Origin of the sequence: Mesorhizobium sp., from assembly GCF_024509055.1 — a bacterium.
In the GTDB taxonomy this organism is placed as follows: domain Bacteria; phylum Pseudomonadota; class Alphaproteobacteria; order Rhizobiales; family Rhizobiaceae; genus Mesorhizobium.
On record NZ_JANINM010000451.1, the window covers coordinates 506 to 14,821 of the forward strand.

The 14,316-nt window shown below is 63.6% G+C and carries 13 protein-coding genes and 1 pseudogene; 4 read left to right on the top strand and 10 right to left on the bottom strand.

The window, feature by feature from the left end; all coding sequences use genetic code 11:
- The 9 genes and pseudogenes from Q0L57_RS25855 to Q0L57_RS25895 form a co-directional block, all read right to left on the bottom strand.
- The coding region (locus Q0L57_RS25855; RefSeq protein WP_296745910.1) for an ATP-binding cassette domain-containing protein at positions 1-470 on the bottom strand (470 nt) is incomplete at its 3' end.
- Complete coding sequence (locus Q0L57_RS25860; protein ID WP_296745911.1) at positions 467-1,402, bottom strand: ABC transporter permease; 936 nt, start codon at positions 1,400-1,402, stop codon at positions 467-469. The genes Q0L57_RS25860 and Q0L57_RS25855, both read right to left, overlap by 4 nt.
- Positions 1,403-1,523: 121 nt before the next feature.
- Positions 1,524-2,423 (bottom strand): annotated as a pseudogene (locus Q0L57_RS25865) (sugar ABC transporter substrate-binding protein); the annotation flags it as partial.
- 51 nt (positions 2,424-2,474) lie between these two features.
- Positions 2,475-2,615, bottom strand: a complete 141-nt coding sequence (locus tag Q0L57_RS25870; protein ID WP_296745912.1) for a hypothetical protein — start codon at positions 2,613-2,615, stop codon at positions 2,475-2,477.
- 220 nt (positions 2,616-2,835) lie between these two features.
- Positions 2,836-3,216 carry a thiol-disulfide oxidoreductase DCC family protein gene (locus Q0L57_RS25875; RefSeq protein WP_296745913.1) on the bottom strand — a complete coding sequence of 127 codons (381 nt, stop codon included), beginning with the start codon at positions 3,214-3,216 and terminating at the stop codon, positions 2,836-2,838.
- A gap of 67 nt (positions 3,217-3,283) precedes the next feature.
- On the bottom strand, positions 3,284-3,577 hold the full coding sequence (locus Q0L57_RS25880; RefSeq protein ID WP_042646984.1) for a GYD domain-containing protein: 294 nt from the start codon (positions 3,575-3,577) through the stop codon (positions 3,284-3,286).
- Positions 3,578-3,781: 204 nt separating this feature from the next.
- Positions 3,782-5,764, bottom strand: a complete 1,983-nt coding sequence (gene rpoD, locus Q0L57_RS25885; RefSeq protein ID WP_296745914.1) for an RNA polymerase sigma factor RpoD — start codon at positions 5,762-5,764, stop codon at positions 3,782-3,784.
- Positions 5,765-6,132: 368 nt separating this feature from the next.
- A complete protein-coding gene (gene dnaG / locus Q0L57_RS25890) occupies positions 6,133-8,082 on the bottom strand; it encodes a DNA primase (RefSeq protein ID WP_296745915.1) in 1,950 nt (649 codons plus the stop codon).
- 142 nt (positions 8,083-8,224) lie between these two features.
- Positions 8,225-8,578, bottom strand: coding sequence for an RcnB family protein (locus Q0L57_RS25895; protein WP_296745916.1), 354 nt, complete (start codon positions 8,576-8,578; stop codon positions 8,225-8,227).
- Positions 8,579-8,941: 363 nt separating this feature from the next.
- On the opposite strand from Q0L57_RS25895, the gene Q0L57_RS25900 reads away from it, so the two are divergent.
- The 3 genes from Q0L57_RS25900 (at position 8,942) to Q0L57_RS25910 (ending at position 12,236) form a co-directional block, all read left to right on the top strand.
- The gene (locus tag Q0L57_RS25900) at positions 8,942-10,606 is read left to right on the top strand and encodes a Na/Pi cotransporter family protein (protein WP_296745917.1); all 1,665 of its coding nucleotides are present in this window, start codon (positions 8,942-8,944) and stop codon (positions 10,604-10,606) included.
- Between the two features lie 111 nt (positions 10,607-10,717).
- Positions 10,718-10,927: a DUF2061 domain-containing protein gene (locus Q0L57_RS25905; RefSeq protein WP_296745918.1), complete on the top strand. Its 210-nt coding sequence runs from the start codon at positions 10,718-10,720 to the stop codon at positions 10,925-10,927.
- Positions 10,928-11,054: 127 nt separating this feature from the next.
- Positions 11,055-12,236: an MFS transporter gene (locus tag Q0L57_RS25910; protein WP_296745919.1), complete on the top strand. Its 1,182-nt coding sequence runs from the start codon at positions 11,055-11,057 to the stop codon at positions 12,234-12,236.
- Positions 12,237-12,265: 29 nt separating this feature from the next.
- Here the strand turns inward: Q0L57_RS25910 and Q0L57_RS25915 are convergent, their stop codons facing one another.
- On the bottom strand, positions 12,266-13,642 hold the full coding sequence (locus Q0L57_RS25915; protein WP_296745920.1) for a PLP-dependent aminotransferase family protein: 1,377 nt from the start codon (positions 13,640-13,642) through the stop codon (positions 12,266-12,268).
- Between the two features lie 119 nt (positions 13,643-13,761).
- Here Q0L57_RS25915 and Q0L57_RS25920 point away from each other — a divergent pair, with 119 nt between their 5' ends.
- On the top strand, positions 13,762-14,148 hold the full coding sequence (locus Q0L57_RS25920; protein ID WP_296745921.1) for a DUF983 domain-containing protein: 387 nt from the start codon (positions 13,762-13,764) through the stop codon (positions 14,146-14,148).
- Positions 14,149-14,316: the final 168 nt, after the last annotated feature.

Below are 14,316 nucleotides of genomic sequence, written 5' to 3' on the forward strand. Positions count from 1 at the left end.
CGCTGGCCGCCCGACAGCCGGGAAACCTCGGCGTCCACCGAGGGAATGTTGACGCCCATGCGGTCCAGTTGCGCGAGCGCCGCGCGTCGCATGCTCTTGTCATCGAGGATGCCAAGAGGACCGCCGAACACAGCCTCGCGCTGCAGGAACATGTTGCGGTAGACGTTCAGTTCGTTGATCAAGGCGAGATCCTGGTACACCGCCTCGATGCCTAGACTTCGCGCATGCGTAACGGAGCCGAGCGACACGGGCTTGCCGCCGAGATACAACTGTCCGCTCGTCGGCTTGAGGAAGCCCGTGAATATCTTCATCAGCGTGGACTTGCCGGCGCCGTTGTCACCCAGCAGCCCCAGCACCTGCCCTCGGGTCAGCCGGAGATTGACGTCGCGCAGCGCCGTAACCTGACCGAAGCGCTTTGCAATGTGTTCGGCCCGGAGCAGTTCGTCGGAAGCCGTCTCTTGTTCCATCATCCGCTTCCCTGGTCGCGCAGCCGGCTGAGATGGATGTTGACGGCCATCGTCACCAGGATCGCTGCGCCGAGGATCATGTCGAAGGTGAAGGCGCTGACGCCAAGCAGCGTGAAGCCGTCCTTGAGGATCGCCAGCACGAGGGCGCCGAGGAAGGCGCCGACGGTGGTGCCCAGCCCGCCGGTCAGCAATGTGCCACCGATGACGGCCGAGGCGATCGCCGCGAACATGATCTCGCTGCCGCCAGCAAGCGGGTCGATCGAGCCAATCCGGAAGGCGTCCAGCATCCCGGCAAAGCCGCCGAGCGTGCTGCAGAGAATGAAGTTGCCGGTCTTGATGCGGCGAACCTTGATGCCGACTTCGGCGGCGCCCGTCGGGTTGCCGCCGGTAGCCACGGTGTGAAGGCCCCAACGGGTCTTCATCAACACGAATTGCAAACCGATCGCGATTGCCACCGCCCAGGCCAGTTCCGCCCAGGCGTTGGCGCCGAAAATCTGGGTAAAGAGTTCGCCGGCCTGCGGCTGCACCGGGAAGCCACCCGAAATGGTCAGAGTGAAACCGTTGATCAGAAACAGCATGCCGAGCGTAGTGACGAAAGAAGGCAACCGCAGAATCGTCGTCACAAAACCGTTGATTGCGCCTACCGTCGCGGCCGCTGCGAGCCCCGCGATCACGGCTAGCCATGGCGGCGCGCCGCCATCCGCTGCGAAGTACATCACGAAGGGAGCGAGCGCGTAGACCATGCCCACCGACAGGTCGAGTTCTCCGCAGACCAGAACCATCACCTCGCCCGCGGCGATGATGGCGGTGGTAGCCGTGAACTGGACGAGATTCTCAAGGTTCGGCTGCGAAAGGAAGGCTGAACTGGAGTACTGGAAATAGACGATCAGCAACAGGCCGGCGATGACGATGCTCGCCTCGCGATAGCGGAACACGATAGCTGCAATCCTGCTCCAGGCGCTGCGAGACCGGGACGTCCGTCCCGTCGCTGCTGCGCCTGGGAGGCGGCCCTCGTTGGCCGTGGAATGCCCGGCCACGTCGGCTATGTGGGTGTCTTCATCCACCGATCGCGCCTGAGCGTTCGACCAGCGCCTGCTTGCTCGCATTGCCCTCGTAGCGACTTTGCGTCTTCAGGTAAGGCTGGACGCCGTCCTTGGTGACGAATTTGAGGCCGGTGTTGATCTCGGCGGGGCCGGTCAGGCCACCCGACATCTGGAACAGAAACATCTCCATCACCGTATAGAAGCCCTGCAGATAGGGCTGTTGGTCGATGGTGAAATCGAGGTGATCCTTGGCGATGGCATCGAGCGTCTCGGGCAGCAGATCGAAGCCGCCGGCCCGAACGCCGTTGGCGTGCAGACCGTATTTCTCCATGGTCTTGCCGACCGCCATGGTGCTGCCGGCGTCGACAGCGAAAATGCCCTTCAGGTCCTTGTGGCCGACATAATAGGCATCGACACGCGAAACCTCCTCGTTGACCGTCGGTCCGCTGGCGATCTGGGTGAAAGTGATCTTCTTGCCCGACGCCTTGATCGCGTCGGCGGCGCCGTCGAGACGCGGTTGGATATTGAGCTGGCCGGGCGTGGCGATGAAGCCCACCACGTCCCCCTCGTCCACCAGGCTTACGATGCGCTCTCCGAGCGCCTTGCCGGCAAGGTATAAATCCTGGCCGACATAGGCCAGCCGGGCGTTGCCTTTGGCGTCGGCGTTATAGGCGAAGACCGGAATACCGGCCGCAAGCGCCTTTTTCACCGGCTCGTTGAACGCGTGCTCGTCGACCAGGCAGACGGCGATACCGTCGACCCCGGCGGCAATGGCCGCGTTCATGGCATTGACCATCTCCGAGGCGACGGATTTCTGCGACCCCGTCCATTGGTAGGAGCAACCGAGCAGCGCGCAGGCATCGGCAATGCCATACTGGGTCGGCACGAAGAACGGGTTCGTGGTGACATGGTTGACGAAGACGAACTTCCACTGCTTGTGCTTGGGAAAGTCGCCGTCGGCGGCCTATGCCGCCACGAAGGCCGGCAAAGTGCCTAATGCCGCCAGCGAAGCGACGCCACCTGCGCCGAGCGCCAGCCGCAGCATCGTCCGCCTTGTGGCCGCAAGGCCCTGCCCGCGATTGCTGTTTTCATGATCCGTGATCATGGTTGATCTCCCTATGTTCCGATAAGCCGCCATGCATCCTTGATGGGCGGGACGGTCGGCGATGCTTGATGAAGGAGGCCTCCGAGGCCTTGCATCTGGAACTAGGGCTTTGCACAGGCTCCTGTAGGTGGCTGTGCCGCGATGACTTATTTTTGAACGCGAACGGTTTCGGGCAAATTGCTGAACGGCTGAGTCCTTGATCTGGCGGGCGTCAAGCCCGTTACCAGTGGCCCTTGCGCCGGTTCCAGGCGTAGAGCAGGTCGGCGAAACGGTCATAGCCAAAGCGCGTCAGCGGCAGCGTGACAGGATTGCCGAACAGGGTCGCCAGCCACCCCTCGCCCGGCGTCAGCCGCCAGACCGCGACCGCGACGTCGGCGCCAGCCAGCAGCCGACCTTCGCCATCGATCGCATGCAGCCGGCGCCGGATATCCTCCAGCGAGGCGCCGAAGGCCGAAAGCGCCTCCGGTTCGAAATTGACGTCGCGGAATTCGACACGGCCCGCCTTGACCGCTTCGATCAGCCGCCGCTTCTGGCGGTTGATGCCGGCGTCGCAGACCGGACAGCGCGTGTTGTACCAGACGGTGAGCGGCGGCTCGGGCATGGCGCAACTATCGGCGACCGCGCGCGGCACCGCAATGTGACCGATCGACCAAGCCGGCCTTGGCGCCTCATCCGAGCGAGCTGATGATCTCGCGATAGGCGAATTCCGGGAACGCCTTCATCGTCCGCGTCTTGACATTGCCGCCCGACGACAACAGCAGCGCGAAGCGGGCGAGCACGGCATCGTCCGGAGCTTCGACGATGGCGACCATGTCGCATTCGCCCATGGTGAGATAAAACGACTTGAACGAGCCGCCCATTTCCCCCAGCAGCTTCTTGGCGGCATCGAGCCGTTTCGGCGACTCCCGCACATTCCTGGCGCCCAGTTCGGTCCAGTTGATAAGCACGATGTAGGTTGTCATGGCACACCTCCCACCGGGAGCCACGGAGCGCGACGCCTGGCCGCTGCGACCGGCGCCGGGGCGGGCATCCGGCTTGTCGCCCACAAATGCATCCGACCGTGAAATTATCCTCCTGTCGGGCGAACCCGGCAAGGCGGCATGAGGTGGTAGGAAACGCAAAAAAGGGCGCCGGAGGCGCCCTTTGGATCTTGGCTTGCGTTCCGCTTAGCTGTCGAGGAAGCTTCTGAGCTTGCGCGACCTGCTCGGATGCTTGAGCTTGCGCAGCGCCTTGGCCTCGATCTGGCGGATGCGCTCGCGGGTGACCGAGAACTGCTGGCCGACTTCCTCCAGCGTGTGGTCGGTGTTCATGCCGATGCCGAAGCGCATTCTGAGAACGCGCTCCTCGCGCGGCGTCAGCGAGGCGAGCACGCGCGTGGTCGTCTCGCGCAGATTGGCCTGGATCGCGGCGTCGATCGGCAGGATCGCCATCTTGTCCTCGATGAAGTCGCCCAGATGCGAATCCTCCTCGTCACCCACGGGGGTTTCGAGCGAGATCGGCTCCTTGGCGATCTTCAGCACCTTGCGCACTTTTTCCAGCGGCATGGCGAGCTTCTCGGCCAGTTCCTCCGGCGTCGGCTCGCGGCCGATCTCGTGCAGCATCTGGCGCGAGGTGCGCACGATCTTGTTGATCGTCTCGATCATGTGCACCTGCCGAATCCACCACGTGGCGTAGGTCGAGAACTTGTAGCCGCGACGGTATTCGAATTTGTCGACCGCCTTCATCAGGCCGATATTGCCTTCCTGGATCAGGTCCAGGAACTGCAGGCCACGGTTGGTGTATTTCTTGGCGATGGAGATGACCAGGCGAAGGTTCGCCTCGACCATTTCCTTCTTGGCGATCGCGGCCTCACGTTCGCCCTTCTGCACCTGGTTCACGATCTTGCGGAATTCCAGGATCGAGATCGCCGTCTCGGTGGCGAGGCTCTGGATCTCGGCCCGCAGATCCTTGATCGCGTCCTTCTCGTTCTTGGTGAACTCCTTCCAGCCGCGCGACGTCAGGTTGGCGATGGAACGTGTCCAGTTGGGGTCGAGCTCCGAACCCTGATATTCCCTGAGGAACTCCTCGCGGCGCACGCCATAGCTTTCGGCGAGACGCAGCAGCTTGCCCTCGTTCTGCACCAGGCGCTTGTTGATGTCATAGAGCTGCTCGACCAGCGCTTCGATGCGCGCCGTGTTGAGCGACAGCGACTTCACCGCCTTGATCAGCTGGTCCTTGAGCTCCTTCAAGCGGCGATCCTGGCTGGGCGAGAGCGTACCGGCGGCGGCCAGGCGGTTCTCGACCTGCTGGTCCTGCAGCTTGCGAAGCTTCTTGTAGGTGTCGGCGATGACGTCGAGCGTCTCCATCACCTGCGGGCGCAGTTCCGCTTCCATCGCGGCGAGCGACAGGCTGGCTTCGTCCTCGTCGTCTTCCTCTTCCTCAAGCCCGCGGGTGTCGCCGCCGACATTGGTGATGTCGTCCTCTTCGTCGCGCGCGGCGGCGCCACGGCGCGGCTTTTCATCGGGCTTGGGCGCTTCCTCGACGCGCTCGACCACCGGTGCCTGCTTGGCCTCCGGGCCGGCATAGGTTGCTTCGAGGTCGATGATCTCGCGCAGCAGGATCTTCGATTCGTTGAGCTCGTCGCGCCAGATGATGATCGCCTGGAAGGTCAGCGGGCTTTCGCACAGGCCCGCGATCATCGTTTCGCGGCCGGCCTCGATGCGCTTGGCGATGGCGATTTCGCCCTCGCGCGACAGAAGCTCGACCGAGCCCATCTCGCGCAGATACATGCGCACCGGATCGTCGGTGCGGTCGGTCGGCTCTTTTTTGGTGGTCGTAGCGGCGACGGCGGTGCCGGTCTGCTCGGCAAGCTCGTTGGCGTCTTCCTCGGCATCGGCGCCGGCATCGGCGGCCTCGGCCTCCTCGCCCTGCTCGTCGTCCTCGACGACGTTGATGCCCATGTCGGACAGCATGGCCATGGTGTCCTCGATCTGCTCGGAGGTCACCTCCTCCGACGGCAGCACCGAGTTCAGCTCGTCCATGGTCACATAGCCGCGCTTCTTGGCGGCCTTGATCATCTTCTTGACAGCATCATCGGAAAGGTCGAGCAGAGGCCCATCGGTGGCGCCTTCGCGTTCGGTCTCGACCTCTTCCTTTTCCTTTGTCGCCATTCTTTGTCGTCTCCAAGCGGCTCTATTTCGAGGCCGCGTAAGCTGCCAAACCGGTCATACCGGATGCGTTCGCACCAGAACGCTTTTCACCGGGCCAGTAACCGCATCTCTCGTTAAGTCCAGATTAACCCTGATATCTGTGGCAAGCACTTTGCCTGTCCAGTGTCACCGGTACCTCACATCGCCCAAATTTCCCGTCGACGCCGGGGCACGGTTAACGTTTCGAATCGTTCTGATTCCGCCAATCTGCCAGAAGGTCAAGCGCCTCTGGCATGATTCGCATGAAAAAAGCGAATCAATTACCCGACTTAGAGGCGTCGATTCGACGCGCTGCGCATTTCCACTTCATTTCCGGGGAAGGTTGGAGCCTAAACGCGCCCCGCCCTGCCCGACGAAACGCCGAACCCTTCGATCAGCGCCTCGGTTGCCTGCACATCGTTGAATTGCGCTTGTATCTCGACGAGATGCCGGAAGTTTTCGTCCGAAGGGTCCGCATCGAGCGCCGCCTGCGCCTGTTTCAGTTCCCTATGTAAGGTGCGCGCGCTGCGCTGCAAGTGCAGTGCCTGGTTGAAGGCGTCGCGTGCATCGTCCAGCCCGGCGGTTTCGAGCGCCGGCCATTGCCGCGCGCGCTTGATCAGCGCCACGGCGCGCTCCCACACGTCGACGCATCCGGCGCGCCCGATCGTGGCGATGACCGCGTCGCGGTCGTCGGCCGCGTCATGCGCCATCGCGTCGAGGATGGCCGCGTGCAGCCGCCGCAAATCGGTGTTGGCGAGGTCGAGGAATTCGACATGGGCGAAATTCTCGTCGATCAGCGGCGGATGGTTGACCAGCGCCACGATGATCGTCGCCTCGCGCACCGACATTGCTTCCACGGTCCGCTTGACCAATGCCGAGCGACCAAGGCTTTCGGTGATCGCAGCCCGTCCGCCAGCGGCGGCGCCTTTCGCAAATTGTCCGCCTGGCGGTGGCGTTTTACCCTGGAACCGCTCGCCTGGCCGCCCGCCCTGGTTTCCCTGCCGAGCGGCGCGCTGCGAGCCAAAGAAGCTTAGTTCCCGCTCCCGCATTGCCTGCTGATAGTGGTAGCGCGTGCTTTCGTCGCGGATGCGGCCGGTGATCTCGCGCAGCCTCTTTCCGAGTTCGGAGCGACGCTCCGGCGTGTCGAAGACACCACCCGCCGTCTCACGCATCCACAGGAGTTCGTCAAGCGGCCGAGCCTCCGCCAGCACCGCGCGAAAAGCATCCGGCCCTTCTGCCTTGACCAGATCGTCGGGATCCTTGCCCTCGGGCAGCAGAGCAAAACGGGCTGAGCGGCCGGCCTGCACCGAGGGCAGCGCCAAATCTGCGGCGCGCCAGGCAGCCTTCAGCCCAGCCTGATCGCCGTCGAAGCACAGCACCGGTTCGGGCGCCATGCGCCACAAAAGTTCGAGCTGGTTTTCGGTGAGCGCGGTGCCGAGTGGCGCCACGGCATTCTCGAAGCCGGCCTGCGCCAGCGCGATCACGTCCATATAGCCTTCGACCGCGATCACCGTGCCGCCCTTGGCCACCGCCTTGCGGGCGCGGGCGAAGTTGTAGAGCACATTGCCCTTGTGGAAGAGCTCGGTCTCGGGCGAGTTCATGTATTTGGCCAGGGCATCCGGCGCCAGCGCCCGCCCGCCGAAGGCGATGATCTTGCCGCGCGAATCCGGGATCGGGAACATGATGCGGTCGCGGAACCAGTCGTAAGAGACGGGAATATCGTCGCCATGCCGCACCAGCCCGCAAGCCTCGATGTCAGCCTTCGGCACGCCCCTGGCGGCGAGATGTTCCTTGAGCGCATTGCGGCTGTCCGGCGCATAACCCAGGCGGAACGACTGCTGCGTCGCCGACGTCAGGCCGCGCTCGCGCAGATAGGCCCGCGCCTTCGCCCCCTCGGGTCCTTGCAGCCGCTCCTGGAAGAAAGCCGTCGCCATCTCCATGACGTCGGTCAGGCTGGCGCGTTCCTTCTCGCGCCGCTCCTGTGCTTCGTCGCGCACCGGCATCGGCACGCCGGCCATCTCGGCGATCTTCTCGACCGCCTCGGGAAAGCTCATGCCGTCGAGCTCGGTCAGGAACTTGAAATGGTCGCCGGAGACCGAGCAACCGAAGCAGTGATAGCGGCCTTTCTTGTCCTCGCAGTGGAAGGACGGGCTCTTTTCGCCATGGAACGGGCAGCAGGCCCAGTAATCGCCGCGCGAGGCGTTCGTCTTCTTCCTGTCCCATGCGACGCGCTGACCGATCACCGATGAAATCGGCACGCGGTCGCGTATCTCGTCGAGGAAGGCGGGTGGAAAGCGCATCGGGAACTCGTTTGCCCTCCATATAAACAAGCCGCCTAGGCGCGACGACTCCATAAAACCATCGTACCCGCTTTTCACAGACAAAAAGAGGCGGCCCCTGATACCGCGGAGCCGCCTTCCCTAAGGTTGGACTGGCGCGGGCTCAGCGCGCCGCGATCGCGCCAAAGATGATGCCAGAAACGATGCCGACCAGCACATAGTCGTTGCCGACGCGGATCCATTCCTGGCCGGGGCCGGGACGCCGCAGGCCATGCCGATGCCAGTCGCGGACCGCCCGGTGGCGCTTCCAGTTGGAGTATTTCTGGCCGTTGCGCCAATGGCCGCGCCTTTCCATTTTCTTCTTCCTGAGATCGACGTCCTTGCTGGGCTTCTGCCAGTCGACCTGGGTGTAATTCGATTGCGGTGCGCTCGGCTGATTGAGCGGCGCGGCCTGGCCCGAAAAGGCCGAGGCGGCCAGCATCGATGCAGTCACGGCGGAAAGTATGAGACGCTTCATGTCGGTACTCCTTGGTTGTCGATGGGCGGAGGAGTAACCGCCGGCGGATGAACCGAAACTGAACACTAGAATTACAATTCTGTAACGATTTCCAATGCTTGTACGGGATGGCTCAACATGCTTTCAGGTCGGGCCTGGCCACTCCGCGCTGGTGGCGGGATGCCGTGGACCGACTGACCCGCGAGAGCGCTTGCAACCAATCCGCCTTCCATTCATTTCCGACACACGACGTCGAGCGCAGGCGATCATCTCATCGAAAAAATCTATTATCCGGCTAATGTTGTTTGGTGTATTTGCTCGCCTCGATATGACTGAGATTCGTACCCACCTTCGTGCCGCCAAAGGCGCCCTCCGAGGCCCGAGATGAGTGGCTCCGTCGTCCTGCTGCACCTTGCCGGCGCGGTGGCGCTGATGCTGTTTGCCACGCGCATGGTGAAGACCGGCGTCGAGCGCGCTTATGGCGACGTGCTGCGCCACAGGCTGCGCGCCACCATGCGCAATCCGCTGATGGCAGTGCTGGCCGGCTGCGGCCTGGCGGTCGCGTTGCAGAGTTCCACCGCCGTCACGCTGCTCGTCGGCTCCTTCGCCGGTTCCGGCATCGTCTCGGGCGCGGCAGGCCAGCTCGCGGTTCGCGGCGCGGAGATCGGCTCGGCGCTGGTCGCCAAGCTGCTCACATTCGATCTGTCGCTGCTCGTCCCGCTATGTCTGGTCGCGGGGACGATCATGTTCATGGCCACAGAGCGGCGCGACTGGCGCCAGTCAGGCCGCATCCTGGTCGGCATCGGTCTGCTGATCCTGTCTCTCGAAATGATCGGCCAGGCATCCGAACCGCTGCGCGACAGCCAGCTCATGCCGGTCATTATCAACTACTTCTCCGGCGATGCGATAAGCACCTATTTGCTGGCGGCGCTGATCACCTGGCTGTTCCAGTCCAGCATCGCCGCGGTCCTGCTCATGGCAACGCTGGCCGGCCGCGGCGTGATCACGCCAGAGCTTGGCGTCGTCCTCATCCTGGGCGTCAATCTGGGCTCGTCGATCATCGCCCCGATGCTGACCCGCTCGGCGCCGCCTGAGGTACGCGTCGTGCCGATCGGCAATCTTCTGATGCGCGGACTTGGCTCGCTTGTCATGCTGATCCTGTTCATGATTTTCCGGCCGCATGTCGGGTTCCTGGGCGCAACGGCATCGGACCAGATCGTCAACGCGCATATCCTGTTCAACGTCATCATCCTGCTGGCCGGCCTCCCACTTGCGGGCCTGGTCTATCGCGCCTCCGAGAAGATCGTTGCTCTCGGCGCCAAGCCGGCGCCGACCGCCACGCTCGACGTCGTCGAGCTTTCCGCGCTCAACGAAAGCGCGCTGGATGTGCCGGGCCAGGCGCTGGCCAACGCGACCCGTGAGGTGGTGCGCGTCTGCGAGACGGTCGAGATCATGCTCAAGCGCATCATCGAGCTCTATGAGAGCGCGGACGCCGGTAAGATCAAGGCATTGGCCGCCCTTGACGACCGCGTGGACAAAAAGCACGCGGCGATCAAACTTTACCTCGCCAAGGTCACCCGCAATCCGCTGACGGAGGACGAGGCATTGCGCTGCCAGGAGTTGATCGGCGCCTGCGTCAAGCTGGAGCAGGTCGGCGACATCATCGTGCGCAACATGCTGGCGCATGTGAAGAAGAAACTCGAGCGCGGGCTGGCGTTCACGCCCGAGGGCTGGCATGAGCTTTGCGCCTTCCACGCTTCGGTGCTCGCCAATGCGCGGCTCGCCTTCAACGTTCTGGTTTCTCGCGATCCCGAGACTGCCCGCCAGTTGGTGCTGGAGAAGGATCTCTTGCGCGAACGCGAGAAGGAGACCAGCACCAGCCATTTCGAGCGGCTGCGCGACGGCACCGCCAAAAGCGTCGAGACGAGTTCGATCCATCTCGACACCATCCGCGACCTAAAGCAGATCAATTCGCTGCTGGCGTCGATCGCCTACCCCGTGCTCGAGGAGCGCGGACTGCTTGGCGGCTCGCGATTGAAGGCAAGTTAGTCCTCGATCAGGCGGACACCATCGCTACCCAGCCGAAAAATTAGTCTTTGCTCATCCTCGGCTCCGTCGGATAAGAATCTATCGAGGACCTATTGGGAGGATGATCGGTCGATGGACACCCATTCGCGCAGCTTCGCCAAGGCGCTTTCCTGGCGCGCTACCGGCACTGTCGACACCATGATCATCTCGCTTGTGGTGACTGGAAGCATCAAGCTCGCGGCCACAATCGGCCTGACCGAAGTCGTCACCAAATCGCTGCTCTACTACCTGCACGAGCGGGCTTGGCTGAAGATCCCTTACGGCCGCCGGACAACCGCATAACCGTCGCAAATCGGTTGGCCTGGACCGGCCCGCTCAAGAAAAGCTAAAGCGGCATCGACAATTTCTGCATTGCCGGCCGAGGCAAGGCGTGGTTTGAGGCGTTGCATTCGTCTCAAGATTTATTGCCATGCTGCCGCTGATTGCCCTTTTCATTGCCGCCTTCGCCTTCGGCACGACTGAATTCGTCATCGCCGGCGTGTTGCCTGAGGTGGCGCAAGGGCTTGGCGTTTCGGTACCGACTGCCGGCTATCTTGTCTCCGGCTATGCCTGCGGCATCGCCATCGGCGGCCCATTGCTTGCGCTCGCCACCGCCAGGGTGTCGCGAAAGGCATTGCTGGTCGGACTGACGATTGCCTTCACCCTCGGTCAGGTGGCCTGCGCTCTGGCGCCTGATTTCAGTTCGATGCTGCTGTTGCGCATCGCGACCGCGGTTGCGCATGGCGCTTATTTCGGCGTCGCCATGGTGGTTGCCGTCAGCCTAGTGCGCGAGGACCAGCGCGGTCGGGCGGTGGCTGTGATCTTGTCGGGGCTTACGGTCTCCAACGTCATCGGTGTGCCGGCCGGCACCGCCATCGGCGGTCTATGGGGTTGGCGCGCGACCTTCTGGGTGATGGGCGCATTGGGTTTCGTCGCGATCATCGCCATGCTTGCGCTGTTGCCGCGCACGGCCGGCGCCGCGAACCGGCCCGCCGGCCTTGCGCGTGAAGTCCGCGTGCTCGGGCGCCAGCAGGTCTGGACTTCGTTGATCCTCATGCTGATGTTGATGATCGGCCAGTTCGGCCTCTTCACCTACATCACGCCGACACTGCTCGAAGTCACCGGCCTGAGCGAGAACATGATCCCCTGGGTACTGCTGCTCAACGGCGTCGGCGCCACGATCGGCGTTCTGGTCGGCGGCAAGCTTGCCGACTGGAAGCTGATGCCGTCGCTGATCACCATGCTCTTCCTGCAGGCCGTCATGTTGGCTGTGATCTATGCCGTCAGCCCCTACCCGGTGCCGATGATCGCGGCGATCGTTATCTGGGGCGGCCTCAACTTCGCCATTGGCGCGCCGATCCAGACCCGCATCCTGGCATGGACGGCGGATGCCTCGAACCTCGCCTCTTCGCTCATTCCGTCTGGCTTCAATGTCGGCATCGCGCTCGCAGCCTCGCTGGGTGCCGCCATGCTCAATGCCGGCTATGGCTACCGCAGCCTGCCCGTCGCCGGCGCTTTAGCCATGCTGGTGGCGACAGCAGTTGCCATTGCCTCGCAGCTTTGGGAGTCCCGCAGCCGCGCGACGCCACCGCTGCCGGCGGCAGCGGAGTAAGTCGCCCAACTCTTTTTTCGACGCTCGCATCAGACAGCAGCAGCCCGTGATCCGGAGCCGGCGGCGAGGATCGATACCAGGCTACGCAGGCCCTCCTCCAGCCTTTCGCGGCTGGAGGCAGCCCCCAGTGCGAGTCGCACGCCGTTGGCTGTGCCGGGCTCTACCGAAAACTCTTCCGCGGGGCTGAGCGCCAGTCCGCGACGTCGGGCGAGCTCGGCCAGATCCAGCGAGCGCAACGGCCCCTTGAGCGGATACCAGAGATGCAGGCTCGTCTGCGTCGTCGCAAAATCGCCGGGCAGGATCTTGCGCGCGATATCCTGCCTCGCCGCGGCTTCGGCACGCACCGCCACGGCGATCTCGCCGGCAAGGCCGCTTCGCACCCATTCGCAGGCGAGGCCGGTCATCAGCGGCGGCGCCATCATCGTCGTGCCGCGTATTGCCAAGGCGATCCGTTCGAGAGTGCCTGCATCGGGCGCCGCCAGAAATGCGGTGCGCAGGAATGGCGAGATGCATTTCGCCATCGTCGCGACATGGATGGTCCGATCAGGAGCAAGGCCGAGAAAAGCCGGCGGCGGCGCCGTCAGCAACGGACTGTAGGGATCGTCCTCGACGATCGTGAGCTTGAGCCTGTCCGCCATCCGCGCGAGATCCCGGCGCCTACCCTCCGGCATGGTGAGCGCGGTCGGGTTGTGGAGGGTTGGGTTGAGGTAAAGGACGCGAGCATCACGCCGTCGCGCCGCCTCCTCCAGATGGTCCGGCCGCATGCCGTCAGCATCGCTGCCGACGCCGGCCAGTTTCCGACCGGTGGATGCGGCAAGCGCGATCAGGCCGGGATAGGTCAGCGCATCGGTCAGGACCGTATCGCCCTCTTTGGTTTGCGACAGGAGAACGGCCGTGAGCAGCGCCTGCGCGCCGGAGCCGACAGCCACGCGCTCGACCGGCAGCCTGTCGCGTCGCGCGGCAAGCCATGACGAGCCGGCGGCGCGTTCCGCGGGCGAGCCCGGGCCGGGATGGTAGGAGAGCAGCGCTTCCGCGCTCGAGCGCTTGAGCAACCCTTCGATGCCGCTCCGGATCAGGGCCGGCAGGCTGAAGCCTGAAGGCGCCGGCGGGATGTTCATGCCCAGATCGAGGATAGGTTCTTCCGGCTCGCCTGGCGTGACGAAGGTGCCGCGGCCGGCCGTGGCATCGATGAGGTTCCTGCGCCGTGCTTCGGTGAAGGCACGGGTGACCGTGGTCAGGTCGACGCCGAGGAAGCGGGCCAGGTCCCGCTGCGGCGGCAGCCTGTCGCCCGGCTGCAGCCGGCCACTCGACCGCGCCGCCGAAAGCGCGTCGGCGATCTTGAGATAGATCGGCCGCGGCCCCTCCTCCAACGCGGAAAGCCAGCCGAGGTCGATTTCGCCGGTCACGCTGCTTTGCTCCATATCCATACATTTTGTCGCATTGTATGCATACATTAAAGATACTAGTCTGTATGCGTGACCTCAAGGCCGGATCGAATGCCACGCGAGGTCCTGGAGCGACTACCATGCAAGACCATGCGCACTATCCTCATCTCGATCCGTTGCGGGTCGGAATCCGGGGCCGCTGCCCGCGTTGCGGAGAGGGCCGGTTGTTCGACGGCTTCCTCAAGCTGGCGCCAAGATGCGAGGTCTGCGGTCTCGACTATTCTTTCGCCGACCCCGCGGACGGTCCCGCCTTCTTCGTCATCTGTTTTGCCTGCGTCCCTTCCGTGCTGTTCGCCGTCTGGGCGCAGGTGACCTTCGAGCCGTCGATGTGGTTCCACATCTTCGTGTCGATACCCGTGGTTCTCGCCACCTGCATCCCGCCGCTGCGGCCGCTCAAGGGCTGGCTCGTGGCAAGCCAGTATTATTACAAGGCCGAAGAAGGACGATTGGCGAGGCCCGGCGAATAGGCGCGCTGGCCTTCTTGAGCATGATCCCGAAAAGTGGGAACCGGTCTTCGGAAAAGATCATGCTGTAACAAGAGGATAGAGCGCGATGACGATTCAAGGAAAAGTCATCCCGCTCTAGGACCAATCGACATTCAGGATTCAAATTTGGATTGATGCATGATTCATAGG

Bases quoted from the DNA above. Each gene is read 5' to 3' on its own strand.
- Q0L57_RS25870 (WP_296745912.1), bottom strand. From the start codon at position 2,615: ATGATCACGGATCATGAAAACAGCAATCGCGGGCAGGGCCTTGCGGCC.
- Q0L57_RS25875 (WP_296745913.1), bottom strand. From the start codon at position 3,216: ATGCCCGAGCCGCCGCTCACCGTCTGGTACAACACGCGCTGTCCGGTC.
- Q0L57_RS25880 (WP_042646984.1), bottom strand. From the start codon at position 3,577: ATGACAACCTACATCGTGCTTATCAACTGGACCGAACTGGGCGCCAGG.
- rpoD (WP_296745914.1), bottom strand. From the start codon at position 5,764: ATGGCGACAAAGGAAAAGGAAGAGGTCGAGACCGAACGCGAAGGCGCC.
- dnaG (WP_296745915.1), bottom strand. From the start codon at position 8,082: ATGCGCTTTCCACCCGCCTTCCTCGACGAGATACGCGACCGCGTGCCG.
- Q0L57_RS25895 (WP_296745916.1), bottom strand. From the start codon at position 8,578: ATGAAGCGTCTCATACTTTCCGCCGTGACTGCATCGATGCTGGCCGCC.
- Q0L57_RS25900 (WP_296745917.1), top strand. From the start codon at position 8,942: ATGAGTGGCTCCGTCGTCCTGCTGCACCTTGCCGGCGCGGTGGCGCTG.
- Q0L57_RS25905 (WP_296745918.1), top strand. From the start codon at position 10,718: ATGGACACCCATTCGCGCAGCTTCGCCAAGGCGCTTTCCTGGCGCGCT.
- Q0L57_RS25910 (WP_296745919.1), top strand. From the start codon at position 11,055: ATGCTGCCGCTGATTGCCCTTTTCATTGCCGCCTTCGCCTTCGGCACG.
- Q0L57_RS25920 (WP_296745921.1), top strand. From the start codon at position 13,762: ATGCAAGACCATGCGCACTATCCTCATCTCGATCCGTTGCGGGTCGGA.